This window comes from Metabacillus idriensis, from assembly GCF_050483325.1.
In the GTDB taxonomy this organism is placed as follows: Bacteria; Bacillota; Bacilli; order Bacillales; family Bacillaceae; genus Bacillus_P; species Bacillus_P idriensis_A.
This window is the reverse complement of sequence record NZ_JBCMYF010000030.1, coordinates 32,370-50,628: the sequence shown is the minus strand read 5'-3', so window position 1 is coordinate 50,628 and position 18,259 is coordinate 32,370. Positions and strand designations below refer to the sequence as shown.

General features: G+C 41.2%; 16 protein-coding genes. 6 read left to right on the top strand and 10 right to left on the bottom strand.

The genetic code is table 11. From position 1 onward, the window contains the following. Positions 1 to 162: 162 nt before the first annotated feature. Positions 163 to 507, top strand: a complete 345-nt coding sequence (locus ABEQ24_RS16640; RefSeq protein WP_430007838.1) for a winged helix-turn-helix transcriptional regulator — start codon at positions 163 to 165, stop codon at positions 505 to 507. Positions 508 to 1,298: 791 nt separating this feature from the next. Here ABEQ24_RS16640 and cysI read toward each other — a convergent pair. Together cysI and ABEQ24_RS16630 are read right to left on the bottom strand one after the other, a co-directional pair. Further along, entirely contained in the window at positions 1,299 to 3,017 is a 1,719-nt protein-coding gene (cysI, locus tag ABEQ24_RS16635) for an assimilatory sulfite reductase (NADPH) hemoprotein subunit (protein ID WP_430007837.1), read from the bottom strand. Between the two features lie 27 nt (positions 3,018 to 3,044). Continuing rightward, on the bottom strand, positions 3,045 to 4,868 hold the full coding sequence (locus tag ABEQ24_RS16630; RefSeq protein WP_430007836.1) for an assimilatory sulfite reductase (NADPH) flavoprotein subunit: 1,824 nt from the start codon (positions 4,866 to 4,868) through the stop codon (positions 3,045 to 3,047). Positions 4,869 to 5,128: 260 nt separating this feature from the next. Here ABEQ24_RS16630 and ABEQ24_RS16625 point away from each other — a divergent pair, with 260 nt between their 5' ends. Beyond that, positions 5,129 to 6,034, top strand: a complete 906-nt coding sequence (locus tag ABEQ24_RS16625; protein WP_430007835.1) for a LysR family transcriptional regulator — start codon at positions 5,129 to 5,131, stop codon at positions 6,032 to 6,034. A 67-nt stretch (positions 6,035 to 6,101) separates the two neighbouring features. Here ABEQ24_RS16625 and ABEQ24_RS16620 read toward each other — a convergent pair whose 3' ends face one another. The 3 genes from ABEQ24_RS16620 to ABEQ24_RS16610 all read right to left on the bottom strand — a co-directional run bounded on the left by ABEQ24_RS16620 (position 6,102) and on the right by ABEQ24_RS16610 (position 7,779). Continuing rightward, positions 6,102 to 6,449: a hypothetical protein gene (locus ABEQ24_RS16620; RefSeq protein WP_430007834.1), complete on the bottom strand. Its 348-nt coding sequence runs from the start codon at positions 6,447 to 6,449 to the stop codon at positions 6,102 to 6,104. A gap of 136 nt (positions 6,450 to 6,585) precedes the next feature. Next, positions 6,586 to 6,882, bottom strand: a complete 297-nt coding sequence (locus tag ABEQ24_RS16615) for a hypothetical protein (protein ID WP_430007833.1) — start codon at positions 6,880 to 6,882, stop codon at positions 6,586 to 6,588. A 27-nt stretch (positions 6,883 to 6,909) separates the two neighbouring features. After that, on the bottom strand, positions 6,910 to 7,779 hold the full coding sequence (locus ABEQ24_RS16610) for a cation diffusion facilitator family transporter (RefSeq protein WP_430007832.1): 870 nt from the start codon (positions 7,777 to 7,779) through the stop codon (positions 6,910 to 6,912). Between the two features lie 321 nt (positions 7,780 to 8,100). On the opposite strand from ABEQ24_RS16610, the gene ABEQ24_RS16605 reads away from it, so the two are divergent. Continuing rightward, entirely contained in the window at positions 8,101 to 9,285 is a 1,185-nt protein-coding gene (locus ABEQ24_RS16605; RefSeq protein WP_430007831.1) for a M14 family zinc carboxypeptidase, read from the top strand. 326 nt (positions 9,286 to 9,611) lie between these two features. Here ABEQ24_RS16605 and bioB read toward each other — a convergent pair whose 3' ends face one another. The 5 genes from bioB to ABEQ24_RS16580 form a co-directional block, all read right to left on the bottom strand. Continuing rightward, a complete protein-coding gene (gene bioB, locus ABEQ24_RS16600) occupies positions 9,612 to 10,610 on the bottom strand; it encodes a biotin synthase BioB (RefSeq protein WP_430007830.1) in 999 nt (332 codons plus the stop codon). A 142-nt stretch (positions 10,611 to 10,752) separates the two neighbouring features. Further along, on the bottom strand, positions 10,753 to 11,637 hold the full coding sequence (locus tag ABEQ24_RS16595; protein ID WP_430007829.1) for a peptidylprolyl isomerase: 885 nt from the start codon (positions 11,635 to 11,637) through the stop codon (positions 10,753 to 10,755). 366 nt (positions 11,638 to 12,003) lie between these two features. Next, positions 12,004 to 12,540: a DinB family protein gene (locus ABEQ24_RS16590; RefSeq protein WP_430007828.1), complete on the bottom strand. Its 537-nt coding sequence runs from the start codon at positions 12,538 to 12,540 to the stop codon at positions 12,004 to 12,006. Positions 12,541 to 12,595: 55 nt separating this feature from the next. Next, complete coding sequence (locus ABEQ24_RS16585; RefSeq protein ID WP_430007827.1) at positions 12,596 to 13,093, bottom strand: GNAT family N-acetyltransferase; 498 nt, start codon at positions 13,091 to 13,093, stop codon at positions 12,596 to 12,598. Between the two features lie 263 nt (positions 13,094 to 13,356). Further along, positions 13,357 to 13,740, bottom strand: a complete 384-nt coding sequence (locus ABEQ24_RS16580; RefSeq protein ID WP_430007826.1) for a hypothetical protein — start codon at positions 13,738 to 13,740, stop codon at positions 13,357 to 13,359. A 253-nt stretch (positions 13,741 to 13,993) separates the two neighbouring features. Here ABEQ24_RS16580 and ABEQ24_RS16575 point away from each other — a divergent pair, with 253 nt between their 5' ends. The 3 genes from ABEQ24_RS16575 (at position 13,994) to ABEQ24_RS16565 (ending at position 18,241) form a co-directional block, all read left to right on the top strand. Continuing rightward, positions 13,994 to 15,370, top strand: a complete 1,377-nt coding sequence (locus ABEQ24_RS16575; protein WP_430007825.1) for a sigma-54 interaction domain-containing protein — start codon at positions 13,994 to 13,996, stop codon at positions 15,368 to 15,370. A gap of 85 nt (positions 15,371 to 15,455) precedes the next feature. Then, on the top strand, positions 15,456 to 16,787 hold the full coding sequence (locus ABEQ24_RS16570) for an aspartate aminotransferase family protein (protein WP_430007824.1): 1,332 nt from the start codon (positions 15,456 to 15,458) through the stop codon (positions 16,785 to 16,787). 38 nt (positions 16,788 to 16,825) lie between these two features. Next, on the top strand, positions 16,826 to 18,241 hold the full coding sequence (locus ABEQ24_RS16565) for a sodium:solute symporter (protein ID WP_430007823.1): 1,416 nt from the start codon (positions 16,826 to 16,828) through the stop codon (positions 18,239 to 18,241). Positions 18,242 to 18,259: the final 18 nt, after the last annotated feature.

Sequence of the window (18,259 nt, the reverse complement as noted above, 5' to 3'; positions counted from 1 at the left end):
TTCTAGGTATCATATTACTAATTTCCTCTTACGTATGTTATTATGAAACATAACCAATATAATAAAAAGTACGCACTTTAAAGTGATATAGATACTAAAAAGTTATAATTGAATTTATCGGCTTATTTTGCTTAAGACTAAAATTATTTAAGGAGATTTTATATGAAAAAATACAGTATTCCTGTGGAGGCAACTTTAGATGTTATCGGTGGGAAATGGAAAGTTGTTATCCTTTGTCATTTAAAAAATGACACAAAGAGAACAAGTGAATTAAAACGTTTAATGCCTGGCATTACACAAAAAATGTTAACGCAGCAATTACGTGAACTTGAAGAAGATGGTGTTATCCAAAGAAAAATATATAACCAAGTACCACCGAAAGTAGAATATTCTTTAACTGACTACGGTAGCTCATTAAATTCCATACTAGATTCTCTTTGCAATTGGGGGGAATTCCACCTTAAAAAAAATAGCAACACATGCATGCTCATTACAGCAAATGAATAATAAAACAGGCAAAAACGAACATATCACGTTCGTTTTTGCCTGTTTTATTCATTAGTTGAAGTTAAAAGTATGCAGGTTTTCACCAATACAATTAAAGGTGATTTTCTGCATAGAAATTGTCACTATAATTATCTTTAACACTATAATTATTATATAAGTTAAAGTTACTATTAATATCGTTTTCGTTTTAAATATTAAATTTATCTTTTATAATCTTATTGCTTTATACAATAATTTTTTTAACTGACTTTCTGGGAGCTCCTTCTTAGCTCCTACTTCCAACTTGACCCTCTGATTCATGATTTTTCAGCTCGCTTCGCAATTCTTCGGGATGAAAAATCACTTTTACCGAATGCAGTTCCCGATTGGTTATTTTACGAAAAGCTTCCGGACCATCCTTCAATGAAAGCCGATGTGAGATCATCGGACCGGATTGGATTTGCCCAGTGCTTAAAAAAAGACTGCAGTTGTTACACCGCAGTCTTTAAAATATTTAATTCATTTTTTTATCCTCAAATTCATTATTTAAAGCTGTTTTCGCAAAGATTGTTGTTTTCATGATAATATTGTCCGTTTCTTGCAGCGAGAGGAACTTGCTTACCGCGGGGAGGGTGGGAGCCTCCTCAGCTTCGCTTCAGGGGTCTCCCATTTCCCTCTACTTTCCCGCAGGAGTTAAGATCCTTCCGCTGCAATCCTCTTAGGGTCTTTAATATCTAATTTTAAAGCAATGAACGCCACATTCCCAACCAGCATCCACTGTCAAATAAAAAGACAGGAAGACCCTGTCTTTTTCAATCATGAAAATTAGTTCCATCTGTTACAGCTTTTACTACTCCCGCACGAACGACAAAGTCTCCAAAGTGCTCTTTCTCAGTCCGTTCTTTTGCGTAGCGCGATAGAAGAACGCGAAGTTCACTTAAGATCTCTTCTTCCCCGATGTTTTCACGGTACATCTTGCTCAGACGGCTGCCGTCAAATGCTGCGCCTAAATACATATTGTATTTGCCGGGCGCTTTGCCGATAAAACCAATTTCACCAAGGGCATGGCGCGCACAGCCGTTCGGACAGCCGGTCATGCGAATTGTGATTTCTTCGTTTTTGAGGCCGTTTTCATCGACAATTGCTTCAATTTTATCGATCAGCACCGGCAAGTAGCGTTCTGCTTCTGCCATTGCAAGACCGCATGTAGGCAGGGCTACACATGCAAGCGAGCTTCTGCGGAGAGCGGAGTATTGTTTTCCGTCAGTCAGACCGTATTTGGCAATCAAATCACTGATTCTTTTCTTTTGATGGCTTGAAACATTTGAAATGATTAAGTTTTGATTGGCCGTCAGGCGGATATCACCTTTATGCACTTTTGCAATCTCACGCAGACCTGTCATCAGCTTGTAGCCTTCAAAATCTGCTACACGTCCGCCTTCTACAAAAAGGGTAAAGTGCCACTTGCCGTCCATTCCTTTTACCCAGCCGTATCTGTCGCCGTTATTGTCGAAATGATAGCTCTTAGCTTCTTCAAGATTCCATCCCAGGCGGTTTTCTAGTTCTGCTTTCACGGCATTCAGCCCCAGACGGTCAACTGTGTACTTGAAACGGGCATTTTTGCGGACTGAACGATTTCCATAATCCCGCTGGATCGTGATGATTTTTTCAGCAACATCGACGATTTGATGAGGAGCACAGAAGCCAATCACTTTTGCAAGCTGAGGATACGTTGCTTTATCTCCATGGGACATTCCCATTCCTCCGCCGATTGCTACATTGAAACCTGTGAGCCTTCCTTCTTCAACGATCGCAATGAAGCCAAGATCCTGAGAAAAGACATCGATGTCATTTGAAGGCGGGACAGCAATCCCGATTTTAAATTTCCGGGGCAAGTAAAGCGCGCCGTACATCGGCTCAACTTCTTCAATGTCAGGTGTTCCGGCTACTTTTTCTTCATCAAGCCAAATTTCGTGATACGCTCTCGTGCGCGGCAGCAAATCATCGCTCAATTTTCTTGACAGCTCATACACTTCAGAATGAATGTGAGATTGAAATGGAATCGAATTGCACATCACGTTCCGATTTACATCTCCGCAGGCAGCAATGGTGTCAAGCATCGAAGCATGAATTTCCTGAATCGTCTGCTTCATGTTCCATTTTAAAATGCCATGCATCTGAAAGGTCTGGCGTGTCGTCAGCTTTAACGTGCCGTTTCCGTATTTTTGGGCAAGATCGTCCATGACAAGCCATTGTTCTGGTTTTGCTACACCGCCCGCCATGCGGACGCGGAGCATAAATTGATAAGCAGGTTCAAGCTTCTGCTTTTGACGCTCATTTCGAAGATCACGGTCATCCTGCAAATAACTGCCGTGATGCTTCATCAGCCGGTTATCGTCATCAGGAATTCCGGCACTGATCCGGTCCTGCATGACCTCCTTCAGTGTACCGCGCAAATAATTGCTTCTTTCCTTAATATCTTCTACATCACTTGGCGGGCCATCCGGTGCTGTTAATTGTTTGTTCACCATGCTGAAATACCCCTTTCCATCTAGAACTCAGTATACATCACGCTGATAGCGTTTTTGCTGCTGCATTTCTGCAAGATACTCTTCTGCCTTTTCACGGCTCATGCCGCCTTCTTTTTCAATAATCACAAGCAGAGTGTTATGGACATCATGTGCCATGTTCTTCTCATCGCCGCAAATGTAAACAACTGCTCCCTCTTGGATCCATTTATATAATTCTTTGCTCTGTTCAAGCATACGGTGCTGCACATACACTTTTTCATTCGTGTCGCGGGAAAAAGCAACATCCATTTTTGTCAGTTCTTCGTTTTCAAGCCATTTTTGCCATTCTGTCTGGTAAAGGAAGTCGGTTACGAAATGCTGATCACCGAAAAACAGCCACGTTTTTCCTTCTGCCCCTGTTTCTTCCCTTTCCTGAATGAAAGAACGGAAAGGGGCGATTCCAGTTCCAGGTCCAACCATGATAATCGGTGTTTCCGGATTTTGAGGGAGCTTAAAATTTTGGTTCCTCTGAATGTAAACCGGAAGCGTATCTCCCGGCTGAAGCCGCTCTGCACATAAAATTGAACAGACGCCGCTGCGATTGCGCCCATGTGTCTCATAGCGAACTGCGCCAATTGTCAAATGGACCTCATCAGGATTTGCCGACAAGCTGCTTGCAATTGAATAAAGACGGGCCGGCATTTTTCTTAGAATCGAAACGAACTCTTCTGCAGATACATTCCATGGTCCAAAATCGCTGACTAAATCAAGCAGATCCCGTCCTTCAATGTATGTTTTCAATTTTTCTTTTTGTTCAGGCAATGTCAGCTCCTGCAATTTTTCATTAGAAGAAAGCTTGGCTGCCTGCTCAAGCAGAGGTTTTGTTAAAACCGTAATTTCGTAATAGGAAATTAGTGCTTTTTTAAGCGGAAGGAGATCCCCGTTTTTATTAACGGCTATCTGTTGATCAGCATCCCAGTTCATCTGCTGAATCAGCATGTCAACTAGAGCAGGATCATTTTCCGGATATACACCAAGACTGTCGCCGGGCTCAAACGATAATCCGGATCCTTCTAGTGACAGTTCCAGATGATGTGTTTCTTTATTTGAACCGCGGCCATTTAAATTAATATTCTCAAGCACTTCTGCTTGAAATGGATTTGTTCTGGAATAAACGGATTCAGTTACCTGCGCGGCGGCTGCCTGTACAGATGTTTGCTGACTTCCTCCCTGCTCAATCTTTAAGCTGCCAAGAACTCCCTGAAGCCATTCAGCTGCTTGATCATCATAATCAAGGTCACAGTCTGATCGCGGATGTATCCGTGTGCCTCCAAGTTCTTCAAGCTTCTGATCAAAATCCTTTCCAGTCTGGCAGAAAAACTCATACGAGCTGTCACCTAGGGCCAAAACGGAAAAGCTGAGGTCATCAAGCTTTGGTGCGCGTCTGCCATGAAGAAATTCATGAAACGAGAGCGCATTATCCGGCGGTGTGCCTTCTCCATGTGTACTTACTACAATAAGCAGGTTTTTAACTTTCTTTAATTGATTCGGCTTAAAATCATTCATCGACGAGATCGTCACCTGCAAACCATGTTCTGAAAGGGTTTTGCCTGCATTTTCTGCAAGAGCTTGAGCATTGCCGGTTTGTGACCCGTATAAAATGGTCACTTCTTTAGAAACCGCTGCCTCGCTGCTTTGTACAGTCAATTCTGATGATTGAGTCTCGGGTGCTGTCTGAAGCGAATGGGACTGGGCTGCTGTCAAATACCCTGTCAGCCAGATCTTCTGAGTTTCTGACAGCGTTGGCAGAAGGCGGTTAAGGAGCTCTGCCTGCTCCTGACTGAACGGACTGTTCGTTACCTGAAGTTGCAACGTTTCCCACCTCACAAAGAAATTTAACACGATTTCTGCATCATTTTTAAGTAAACATCCAGTTTATTTTATAGAAAGAATGAATCATTTCGATTATCCCTATAAATTAAGTTGGTTTTTAGGGTAAACTGGTACATAACGGTTTACCTTTTTCTCCAATAAAAAAATACTATTTCTACTTTACCCGAAAACAGAAAATTAGTAAAATACATTTAATTTATTGTTATCATTAAGATTACTAATCATAAGGTGGGCTTATTTTGTATTATGACGCGCTAAAAACATTTGTGACCCTTGCAGAGATTAAAAACTTTACAAAAACGGCCGAAAATCTGCGTATGTCGCAGCCGAGCGTTAGCTTGCATATTAAAAATCTCGAAAAAGAATTTCAGACAACCTTATTTTTGCGTTCGCCAAAATTCCTGCAGATTACTCCGACAGGCGAGATTTTATATGATCGCGCAAAACGGATGATTACTCTTTACGAACAAACAAGACAGGATATCCTGGAGCATCAGAATTCAGTAAAAGGAGAACTGAAAATTGGCGCTAGTTTTACCATTGGCGAATATATCTTGCCTTCTTTGCTGCTTGACCTTCAGAACGAATACCCTGAGCTTGAGCTTCAGGTACTGATTGGAAACACTGAAGAAATTATTCAATCTGTCCGGATGCACCAAGTGGATATCGGTCTGATAGAAGGACAAACAAATGAAAAAGAGCTCTCTGTGCATCCGTTTATGCAGGATGAGCTATTTATTGTCTCCTCTAAAAATCATGAACTCGCTTCAAAAGAACAGGTGACATTCTCAGATCTTCAAAATCAGCCTTGGGTTACTAGAGAAGTAGGTTCAGGCACACGCGAATTTCTCAACCATGTGATCCGGACTAACGGATTAAAAGTGAAATCGCTCCTCACAATAAGCAGCAATCAAGGAATCAAGGAAACTCTCATCAACGGCATGGGTCTCTCATTTCTATCCCGAAGTGTCATTGAAAGAGACGTACAAAATCAAAACCTTTCTATTATTAATATGAAAAATCAAAGCTTCACACGAACATTGTCATACCTTTATTCACCTGTCATAGAGGATAAAAAGATTGTTAAAACCTTTATAAATGCCCTGCAGGAAAAATGGCCAAATCAAAAAGAATATAAAAACTGATCAATCAGGTTAATTGAAACAAGCTTCTCTTTTTATTGACCTGCCAAAAGAGAAGCTTGTTCCATTTTTAGTTAAGCAGGACAATCTCCCTGGCCTCTCCTGTTCTGCTTTCCTTGCTCTTGCTTATTTTTTTCCGGTCGGCCAAAACAACTTTAATATCCAAACCTGTCGTGAAATGGCGGGCCTTCAGCTTTTTGCCATGATTGTCGGTAAAAACTGTTTGATCTGTCAGCTTAATTGTACATGGGTAGCCAGCTGATTCCGCGGTCTTTTCATCCTTCAGCACCTCTTTAGAACAATCCACTTCAAAATACCCCTTTTTAATATCACTGATTCGTCCTTCAAAAGATTTCGTTCCCGAGCAACTAACTAAGAAGATGCTGATGAAGGTCATAAGAAGAATCATCTTTCTCATTATGAGGCCCCCTTTGTTCAATCTATTTAGTAGTATAGTTCTCGATTTTGCAGATGATTTCCTCTTTGATCCCATATTATTATCTAAACAACGAAACAGACACTTCTCCGCAGAAGTGTCTGTTCTATTTCCATATTTAATTCGTCTCTTTTTTCTTCACAAATAAAGCTGTGATCAAACTCAATACAGAGCTTAGCATCAAAGTAAGGGTGATATAAATCGTTAATAAAACAGTTTCTAAGTTCCTTTCACTGCCGTTTATCCATTCAAGTATAAATGGCGCAAGAAACACCGCAGCTGCGAGGACGGCGAGAGCAACTGGAGGTATCAGCCTTCTTGAGTATGACAGTTTCATTGTCCAGAAAATGGATGCTGCGATAACGATAATCGGCGCACCTATCCGGATCAAATTTGTAAGCAGTATGGAATCCAAAGGGTCCCCCTCCTCTTTATATAAATTTCAATTCGGTTCAACATGAACATGTACATTATACACATCATGCTTGTTCATTAAAATGTTTTCAACCTTTGTTGAGATATCATGTGCATCTCTGATATCCAAATTGGAATTGACGAGAATGACAATGTCTACAACTGTATTGTTGCCATAGTTTCTTGCTTTAATTTCTTTTACGCCTTTTACCCCGTACAGCGAAAGAGTCGTTTCTTTAAACGCCTGAATTTCCTGCTCATCAAATCCGTCCGTTAAATGATGAGACGCTTCTCTGAAAATATCCCATGCTGTTTTGCAGATCAGAAATCCTACAACTACAGCAGCGAGAGGATCCAGCCAAGGAAGTGAAAATTGCGATCCAATAATGCCGACAGCGATCCCGATGCTTACCCATGCGTCTGAAAGATTATCTTTTGCAGCTGCAATGACTGCCTGGCTTTTGATTTTCTCACCTAGTTTTTTATTATACCGGTATACGAAATACATAATGACGGCACAGAATACCCCTGTCCAGGCTGAAATGAGATCAGGAGATTCCTGTTTTCCTTCAAAAACAGACATGACCGCACCATATAGAACTTGAAGCCCTACTGCCATCATGATGAATGAGGCAAGAAGCGAAGCCACTGTTTCCGCTTTCCAATGCCCGTATGGATGATCCTGATCTGCCGGCTTTTGAGATAGTCTTAATCCTATTAATACGGCTATCGAAGCAACGATATCGGTCGCATTATTTAACCCATCCGCCTTTAAGGCTTCTGAATCGGCTGTATATCCAATCATTAGTTTTAAAGCAGATAAACACAGGTATGCGATGATGCTAATGATGGCCCCGCGCTCTCCCAGTTTTAAATCCGCATATTTTTGTTGTTCCATCTAAAAATCCTCCACTTTTTCATTCCTTGAACATCTTACCAAGTAAGGGCTGAGTGGGTCTACAGCAACCTTTTTTCACAATTCAACAATAGTAATGGCAGTGAAAAAAAGTTTACTTCAGCTAAAACTTCTGCCTGTAGAAAACCTTTTATTTCGTGATGCGAAAGAACTTCTGTTTACTAGGAAAATAGAATGTCAGTGATAACAAACTGAAGAATCCTGTAGAACTAATGCGTCATTTTTGTCATTACACAGAGGATTGTCGAGTTTTTTGCAGAAAATTCTGATTGCAGTAAAACTAATCAGAATGAGGTGACTGGATTGAAAAAGAGTGCATTTACGAAGATTTTAGGTACCGCTGTTTTAGCTTCAGTTCTTGTCTTCCCGCAGGCAGGAAACATGGAAGCCGCCAAGCCATCTGCAGGCGAAACACTTTCAACACAGGGGTTTATTGATTATGAGGAGCTTAAACAAAGACTGTCTTCAATTGAACAGAGCAGCAGCGGAAGAGTATCAGTAGATGTGGCAGGCTATACAAATCAGGGTCGTGAAATCTACACGGCCAGAGTCGGTGAGGGAGACAAAGTTCTGCTCGTTCAAAGTGAAATTCATGGAAATGAAAAAACTGGTACCGTTGCATTATTGAATACTCTCCAAAACATCGGTTCAAGCCATTCAGCTGAAGCTAAGAAAATCCGCGAAGAGATGACGATCGTCGCCATTCCCATGATGAATGCGGATGCTTCTGAATTAGACAGAAGAGGAAATGATTTAAGCTGGTCAGAAGTCGTGGAAAGATACCCGCAATTAAGTTCAGCCACGCCGTCCTGGAACTATTATACGAGGCTTCTTCAAGGTGATGATTATGCGTCAAACCCTGGTTTTGATGTCAACCGTGATTTTCACCCTGACTTAAACTACGTGCCAACTGCAGCAGATTTCCCCGGCGCTTCCAACAAACCGGGCTGGTACATAACACCTGAAGCTCAGACAGTTAGAGACGTGTATAAAGATCTGCAGGCAGAGTTCGGTAAAGTCGATGTATTCATGGATCTTCATCATCAAGGCTTTCCATATGTAGGCGACACTGGTGAAATCGCAACAATGTCCATCTCTGCCCAGTTTGTTCCAGACCCGAGCTCTGCTGAAGGAGCAAAATATGCTCAATTTGCAAATGATTACGATTATGATTTCTCAAGGCAGCTGAATGTTGCCGCCTATGATGCCCTTCAGGCAAAAGGTAATTCTGTCTTTACGAATATCTCGCTTTACCAGCAAGGTCTTGATCTGCCGGGAACAGCATTAGGTTCATTCGCTTTAAATGGAAGCGGAACTGTCCTATTTGAAGTAAAAGGACAAACCCAAAACTTTGGGCAAAAACAAAAAGGCATGCTTGTTAAAACAGTGGAAACTGGTTTAATGGGCATTATCAGCGGTGTAACTGATGAATCTGTATATACGCTGGATCCTGAAAAGTATGAAGCGATTCCAGAATCAACATATTAATCGATTGGAATTAGCTAATTCTCGGCTTTTCACAATTAATTCATGGGGTTCCGGAATTAATTCGCAGGGTTTCGGAATTAATTGAAGGAGTTCCGGAATTAATTCGCAGGGTTTCGGAATTAATTGGAGGAGTTCCAGAATTGATTCATGGGGTTTCGGGATTAATTCGCGGGGTTTCGGAATTAATTGGAGGGGTTCCAGAATTAATTCATGGGGTTTCAAAATTAATTGGAACTCTTTCCGAATTCATTCACGCCATTTCGAAAATCATTCATCGCAATCGAGGACAAAAAATGGTCCCTCCACAAGCTGGAAGGGACCATTTTTCATACAGACAGAACTTCATTTTCTTCAAAATCAAACTCTACTTCAAATCCTAAATCTTTCAGCATTTCATGGTCGCTTGTGCTCTCCTGCCCTTTAGTCGTTAAGTAATCTCCCACGAAAATCGAGTTCGCTGCGTAAAGCCCAAGCGGCTGGAGGGATCGAAGGTTCACTTCACGTCCCCCTGAAATGCGGATTTCTTTTGTCGGATTGATAAAACGGAAGAGCGCAAGTACCTTCAGGCAATAACGCGGATCAAGGTCGTCAGTCCCCTCAAGCGGTGTGCCGTCAATTGCATGAAGGAAGTTAACAGGTATCGAGTCTGCATCTAATGCTTTCAAGCTGTATGCCATATTGACGACATCTTTTTTCGTTTCTCTCATGCCGATAATGACACCTGAACATGGTGAGATTCCAGAAGCCTTGACGGCTTCGATCGTATCAACGCGGTTATCATATGTATGGGATGTAGTGATCGATTCATGATGTTCTTTTGATGTATTGATATTGTGATTGTAGCGGTCGACCCCCGCTTCTTTTAATCGCGTGGCCTGATCCCTCTTTAATAGACCAAGGCAAGCACATACTTTAAGGCCAAATTGGTCTTTTATGTCTTTTACTGCAGATACAACTGTATCCAGTTCTTTTTCAGATGGTCCCCTTCCGCTTGCTACGATGCAGTATGTGCCAACTTTCAAATGATACGCTCTCTCTGCACCAGCAAGAATGCTTTCCCTGTCCATCATGCGGTACTTTTCAATCGGCGCCGTAGAAATACTCGACTGGGAACAATATCCGCAATTCTCCGGACACAGACCTGACTTCGTATTGATGATCATGTTCAGCTTTACTTTTTTTCCGTAATAATGCTTCCGGATCCTAAACGCGCCTTGAAGTAAACTCAATAGTTCATCATCATCAGAGTTTAATATGCTCAGTGCTTCTTCATCAGTTAATTCTTTCCCATTTACTACTTCGTTTGCAAGTTTAAGCCAGTCCATGGTAATCCCTCCATCAATTCCTTCTCTATTATGGTAATGAATGGAGGTGATTTATGTCAACTTATTTTTATTTAAGTTAACAAAAACTGATTTGCAATCTATTATCCCTTATAAAGAAAAAAGAGGAAGATCCCCTCTTTTCTCAGCTTTCCAGTGTATTTTTGATATCGTATTCCTCTTTTTTCTCCTGAAGCCAGGCTGTGTACGCTGTTTGCATCTTTTGATCAAATAATGCTTCTTTAATCTCTTCTTTCTTATCGTCAAACACTGCATCTGCGGCAGCTTTTTTGTCTTCAAATTTGATTATGTGATAGCCGAATTCCGTTTTTACAGGATCACTGATTTCTCCTTTTTTCATGGCGAATGCAGTTTCTTCAAACTCAGCAATCATTTCACCCTTTGCAAAGTAGCCCAAGTCACCGCCGTTTTCACTGTTGGACGTATCTGTGGAATACTCATTTGCGAGCTCTTTAAAGTCTTCACCTTCATCAAGCTTTTCTTTCACTTCTTTTGCCTTTGCCTCGTCTTCTACTAAAATATGACTTGCTTTTACTTGCTCAGGCTCTGCAAAACTTTCTTTATTTTCTTCAAAATATGTCTTCATTTCGTCCTCTGAAATCTTTATTTCCGGCTCAAGAAGCTTTTCGATTTTTAAATTTGTTTCAAGATCTTTTTTCACATCTTTGGCGGTGCCCCCGCTAGTTTCAAGCTGCTGTGTAAATGCTTCTTCTCCTCCATATGACGCGATTACCCTCTGGTATTCTTCTTCTACAGCGTCATCTGAAATCGAAATGTCTTGTTTATCTGACTCCTGCTCAATAATTTCTTCTGTAATTAAGTAATCGACAAGCTGCGTTCCGCCCTGATCGATTAAGAGACTATATAGCTCGTCCTTGCTGATTTTTTCACCATTGACACTTGCTACTGGCTTCTCCGTGACATAGGGAATGCCCCATCCGATTCCAACACCTAAAAACCCAGTCATTAGAAAAGCGTAAGTTAGCCTATTCTTCAAAACATTCTTCATGAACAAATCTCCTTTTAACCTGAAATTTCTCTTTTGCTGAACATAGAAACAATGATATCGTCCAAATATGAATAAACTATGAACAAACCGAGAAGAAGCTATTAAATCAGACTGGTTTTTCACTTTTATTAGATCAGCAGTAAAATTGTATTGTGCTTTGTAGAGGCGGAATACTTATATGTATACTCTGCAAAAAGAGCTGAAAAATGCTATGTAAATTGCCCAGCTTGCCTAGTCCCATAGTAAAACCCTTGGAAACAAAAAAAGGATCAGAGTCCGCACTCTGATCCAATAATAAAGATGGTTACTCCGCATTAGTCCATTTAATCCGATACTTTAGAATTGCTCTCTATCAAAATAGACAAATTATTCCCTCTCCTTCTGCCAAGAGCCTTGTTGTTTACGAATCAATACGATTTGACCTAAATGGTATACGTTGTGCAAAATTTGACGACAGAGACCCCCAACATGTTCCTCGTTAAGCTGACTGTCATTCATTTGTGCCAGTGATTTACGCAAATTCCCACAAATAAGATGTGTTTCTGCCAAGACTGCTTTCCATTTTTCAGAATCTGCCGGGTCCCCGCTATCTCCAAATGTATTCTCTGCCAAAACTTCTTTCCATTTAGAATCTGCAGGTTCTCCGATATCTCCAAATGTGACCTTCTGATTAGGTGCATTCTTTTGGGGTGTTGTGTCATTGATTTGTTTAACAAGCAGGGCGTTGTAATAATTCAGATGGTTCACAGTCTGCCAAATTGTATTCCCTCCCCCGGGGGGCTGCCAGCTTGCATCTGTAGAATTTAAACCCTCAAGAGCAAATTCTAAAGGTAAAAACCAGGTCTCAGTATCCCAGCTAAAGTCAAATTCCATGCGAAAGATATCCATCACGTCCAGGTTCATTTACTTTCTCCCCCTCACATTTTTCACTTCGCATATTACATAAATGGTAATAGAATCAATTCATTTCCTCTCTTAATTTGACCAAATTATACCAGCATACTCCTCCATGTTTTGATTCAGACACGCCATGGCTGACAAATCCCAATTTTTCATAAAAAGAAACCAATTCCTGCTTGCATGTTAATGTCATTCCTGCTCTTTCATTTTCTTGTGCAAGCTCTTCCATTTTCTCTATTAAAATCTTTGCAATCCCTTGATTTCTAGCCTGTTTGGACACAGCTAACCCTAAAATGCTCTGATATCCTCCACTTTTCGGATTCTTTTTGGTTTCCTCAAAAAGATCATCTGTTATGTAAGGCTGATTAATAATAGGGCCATTAATATAACCGACTATCTTCCCTTTCTTTTCTGCCACAATAAAGGTATCAGCTATTAACTGAATCCTCTCCGCAAGTGCTTCTTTTGTCGCTGCTTCTTCTTTTGAAAAGCCTTCATTCTCAATAAATAACAGCTGCTCTAAATCTGCAGATTGAACTTTTCTTAATGAAATCATCTTGTCTATAATCCTTTCCTTGCTGGACTTCCAAGAGCTAAAGCAAATAAAGATGCCAGTATCGCCAAGATAGCTGTGAATTCTATTCGTTATTCGCCGGACTTTTTAATGTTGACTGCTCCACCAACAATTCTATTTAATGGAATAAAAAACATTTTCATTTTACACTAATTATCCACTATCCTGACTACAATATAAACAAAAAAGCACACCATTTTAATTGCTGAATAGTGTGCGAATATCTCTCCTATAGAACTTCAAGTTTATTTACTCGTATGAACAAACAATCGAAAGACTTTTCTGATCACCAAAATGATTAAAAATAAAGCAAAAAGGTTGATCAAAAGTCCCAAAATCCCTCCCAATAAACCTAAATGACCAAGCATACTTCCAAGCAACAGCCCGGCAATCCCTCCATAGAGCAATCCTCTCATGATCCCTCCCCTTGCAGGATTGGCCCTGCTGTTCCTAAAATTTGAACGGGGTGCATCAGGCTGATTGTAATTGCTGTTAGGATTATACCGGCGTTTGCCACCCTTAAACGATTTCGCGCTAACATACGATGTATGCTTCTCCATCATACTGTCTCCAACAGGTGTAAACACAAGCGATATCATTAAAACCAATGCAGTCAGACATTTAACCATTTTACAGAGTCTCCTTCAATTCAGATCAAGTATATTGTTTCCTTTTAAACTCATTCAATTCGGGGAAGAAAATCACCTAAAGAACAGCATATAAATCACAAAATAAAAATCAAACACAACAGGACTTTTTATTCATTCATACCATTTCTCGTATTCAACCTTGCGGATTCCTGCTATAATTATTCAATAATGAATAAATATTCAAATATGAATAATTTTTCTTATATTCATTCATTGAAAGGATGAATGTCAAATGACGGTCAGGGCGAGCTGGAACGAAAATGAACAAATTCTTCACTCTCTGAAGGATGATATTCTTGTGACAAATGTCGATGGAATTATTTTAAAAGTGAGTGAGTTTACCGGGAAAATCTACGGGGTTGAGTCTGATAGTTTAATTGGAAAATCCGTCTATGATCTGGAGGCACAAGGTCTGTTCACGCCAATTTTGACTCCGATTGTTGTAAAAGAGAAGAAAAAAATTACGTTTGTTCAAACAACGAATAAAGGTAAAAAGCTATTGGTCACAGGCATCCCTGTCTACAACGAAGCAGGCGAACTCTACAGAGTAGTCAGCTATTCACACGATATTACGGAACTTGCAGACTATAAAAATTTTCTTATCACAATGGAAGAAGAAATGGAACGGGTAAAAACCGAGCTTGATCTTTTGCGGAGCAGACAGCTTTATGATGCGGGGATCATTGCAAAAAGTGAAGCGATGCAAAACGTAATCAGCACCTCCATTCAGGTTTCTGAAGTCGATGTAAATGTCCTGATACTTGGAGAATCGGGAGTAGGAAAATCCCTGCTGGCAAAATTTATCCATACTAAAAGTGAACGAAAAAATGGACCATTCATTGAGGTCAATTGCGGCGCCATCCCTGATACCCTTGTTGAAGCAGAGCTGTTTGGCTATGAAGCCGGGGCATTTACGGGGGCTAATCGGAAAGGCAAAATCGGCCTGATTGAACTATCTGATGGAGGGACGCTTTTTTTAGATGAAATTGGCGAGCTGCCTCTTGCGCATCAGGTAAAAGTATTAAAAGTCATTCAGGAAAAGCAGTTTTACCGAGTTGGCGGAACAAAGCCGATTCACGTTGATTTCAGGCTCATTTCTGCTACAAATAAAGATTTACAGGAGGCTATCAAAGAAAAATTATTCAGGGAAGATCTGTACTTTAGATTGAACGTTGTACCGATTACCATCCCCCCGCTCAGACAGCGGACAGAAGATATTGTGCCGCTCATTCATTTACTTTTAAAACAATTTGAAGAGAAATACAAAAAGGAAAAGACTCTCGATGAAGCTGTCACACATCACCTTTTACACTACGACTGGAAAGGCAATGTCCGTGAATTAATTAATATCCTGGAACGGCTGGTTGTGATTTCTCCTTCTTCCCTGATAACGGTTGACCATCTGCCCGAATACATAAAAGCTGCCGTCCCCCCTTCTCATCTTCCTATAGATGACCATCAGTCCTTATCAGAAATGATGGATGCAGTGGAAAGGCAAATTCTATTAAAAGCCAGGAAAAAATATAAAACCACAGTACGCATGGCAGAGGCTCTTGGCATCAGTCAGCCGTCAATTGTTAGAAAAATGAAAAAACATCAGATTCTTTAACTCTCTTGGCACGGTTCTTGCAAGTGTTTAAGTATAAGCAGATTACTTATTAAACATGATGCAGGATTGATCAAGGAGGATGAAGATGGAGAAGAATTGGAGTTATTTAATGGCAGAAATGCCGGAATTATTAGCGCCGAGCATGGCGAAAGATCACCCGAATCTACCAGTAGTAAAGGCGGAAGGCTGCTGCTACTATGGGCTGGACGGCAAAAAATATCTGGATTTCACATCCGGAATTGCGACCGCCAACACAGGACACAGACATCCCAAAGTAGTACAAGCCATCAAAGATGCAGCAGACCAGCTGATGCATGGACCGTCAGGCGTCATCATGTATGAATCGATTTTAAAGCTTGCAAAGGAATTAAAGCTCGTTCTGCCTGAAAATCTCGATTGTTTTTTCTTCGCCAACAGCGGAACGGAAGCAATTGAAGGCGCGATAAAACTCGCAAAACACGTCACGAGAAGGCCGTATGTTGTCTCGTTTATCGGCTGCTTTCATGGCCGTTCACTTGGCGCATTAAGTGTAACTACCTCTAAAAGCAAATACCGTAAATTTCTGCAGCCGAACGGACTCGCATATCAAGTTCCTTATGCTGATGTATCAGGATGTCCACAAGGCGCTGATCCAGAGGTTTATTGCACGGAGAAACTAGAAAAGGATTTTGAAACCCTGTTTAATCATCAAGTCACTCCGGAAGAAGTCGCCTGCATGATCGTTGAGCCTGTTCTTGGCGAAGGCGGATATATCGTTCCTCCGAAAAGCTGGCTGAAAAAAATACGGGAAATCTGCAGCAAACACGGGATCCTTCTTATTTTTGATGAAGTCCAAACAGGCTTTGGCAGAACCGGCGAATGGTTTGCCGCACAGGCATTTGATGTTGTGCCGGATATTATGGCCATCGCCAAAGGCATTGCTTCAGGTCTGCCATTGAGTGCTACAGTAGCGTCTAAAGATTTAATGCAGCAATGGCCGCTTGGCAGTCACGGCACAACGTTCGGGGGCAACCCGATTGCATGCGCAGCCGCACTTGCAACCTTAGAAGTGCTGAAAGAAGAAAAACTCATTGAGAACTCCAAGAAGATGGGCAAATATGCAGTGGAAAAGCTGAAATTTTTGCAAAGAACCTCCCCTGTAATCGGCAGTGTGCGTGCAATCGGTCTGATGATCGGGATTGAAATAGTTGACCCTGTAACAGGTAAACCGGACGGGGAAGCACTAATGTCCATTTTAGACCGCTGTCTGGAAAAAGGCGTGCTGTTCTATTTATGCGGAAATCATGGCGAAGTCATACGGATGATCCCTCCGCTCACCATCAGCAAGGAAGAGATTGATCATGGTCTAAGCGTATTAGAAGAAGCTCTTTATGAGTACCAAAGCTCGCGTTCAGCAAAAGCATTGCAGAATTCTTAATCATTCTTCCAGTTCAATAATAAAAGGAGGCTTTTCATATGCAGCTGATCGATACGCTCGTGGTGTTAGTGTATTTTGCTGTTTTAATAGGTGTAGGGGTCATCGGTTCCAAAAAGGCAAAAACATCGGAAGATTTTAACCTTGCCGGCCGGAATCTTGGAATGTTCATGTATCTCGGCTGTCTTTCGGCTGTCATTCTCGGCGGCGCTGCAACAATCGGAACAGCTAAACTTGGTTATATTTATGGAATTTCAGGAATCTGGTTTGTGACCATGATCGGTCTTGGCATCATTATTCTCGGTACGATATTCATAAAAAAAATCGAATCATTAAAAATCACAACCATCAGTGAGCTGCTTGGAAAAAGATATACATCAGAAACACGCCTGCTAAGTGCAATCGTAGCTGCCATTTATACTTTAATGGTTGCAGTAACTCAAGTCATTGGAATGGGCGCAATCATCAACGTCCTTCTGGGCTGGAATATTACGACGTCCATGCTTGTTGGCGGCGGAATCGTTCTTTTCTACACCATCCTCGGCGGTATGTGGAGTGTAACGGTGACGGATATTATCCAGTTTGTTGTGATGACGATCGGAATCTTTTTCATTATGCTGCCGATGAGCATCTCAAAAGCGGATGGCTGGGGCAATCTCTTGACCCAGCTCCCTCAGACTCACTTCAGCTTTGCATCAATCGGCTATCAGCAAATCTTTCAATACTTCCTGCTTTATGCACTGGGCATGGTCGTATCACAGGATATTTGGCAGCGTGTCTTTACAGCAAAATCAAATAAAATTGCCCGAAACGGCTCCATTTTTGCCGGATTTTACAGCATCGCCTATGCTCTTGCAGGAAGCATCATCGGGATGTGTGCATTTATCGTCATCCCATCAATCAGCAATCCGCAAAATACATTCGCGGAAATGGCGATTGCCATTCTTCCCGCCGGAATTTTAGGACTTGTTCTTGCAAGTGTCTGCTCAGCTTTGATGTCTACAGCATCAGGAACACTGCTGGCGTCAGCTACACTAATTACAAATGATATTTTAAAGCAGTATTTCATGAAAAATATGACCGATAAACAGCTTTTGAGAGCATCCAGAATCACGACACTGATCGTTGGCTTAATTGCCATTACCTTCTCAATTTGGATTCAGGATGTCTTAGTGGCTTTAGATGTTGCTTACGCTATTTTGTCAGGTGCTATTTTTATCCCGCTCGTCATGACCTTCTTCTGGAAAAAAGCGACACCGAATGCAGGCTTCTATTCAATTTTGGTCAGCACGGTCGTAGTTCTTGCCGGCTTGTTTTTTGAAGGCCTTACATCGACAAACCCGATTATTTACGGTATGTCTTCAGGCTTTATCGTATTAGTCGGAATCTCTTACATGACGAACTATAGAAAGAAAACAAACAATGTAGAGTATTTGAAAGAGACGAAGCAATTATAATGTTACGATTAATCAAAA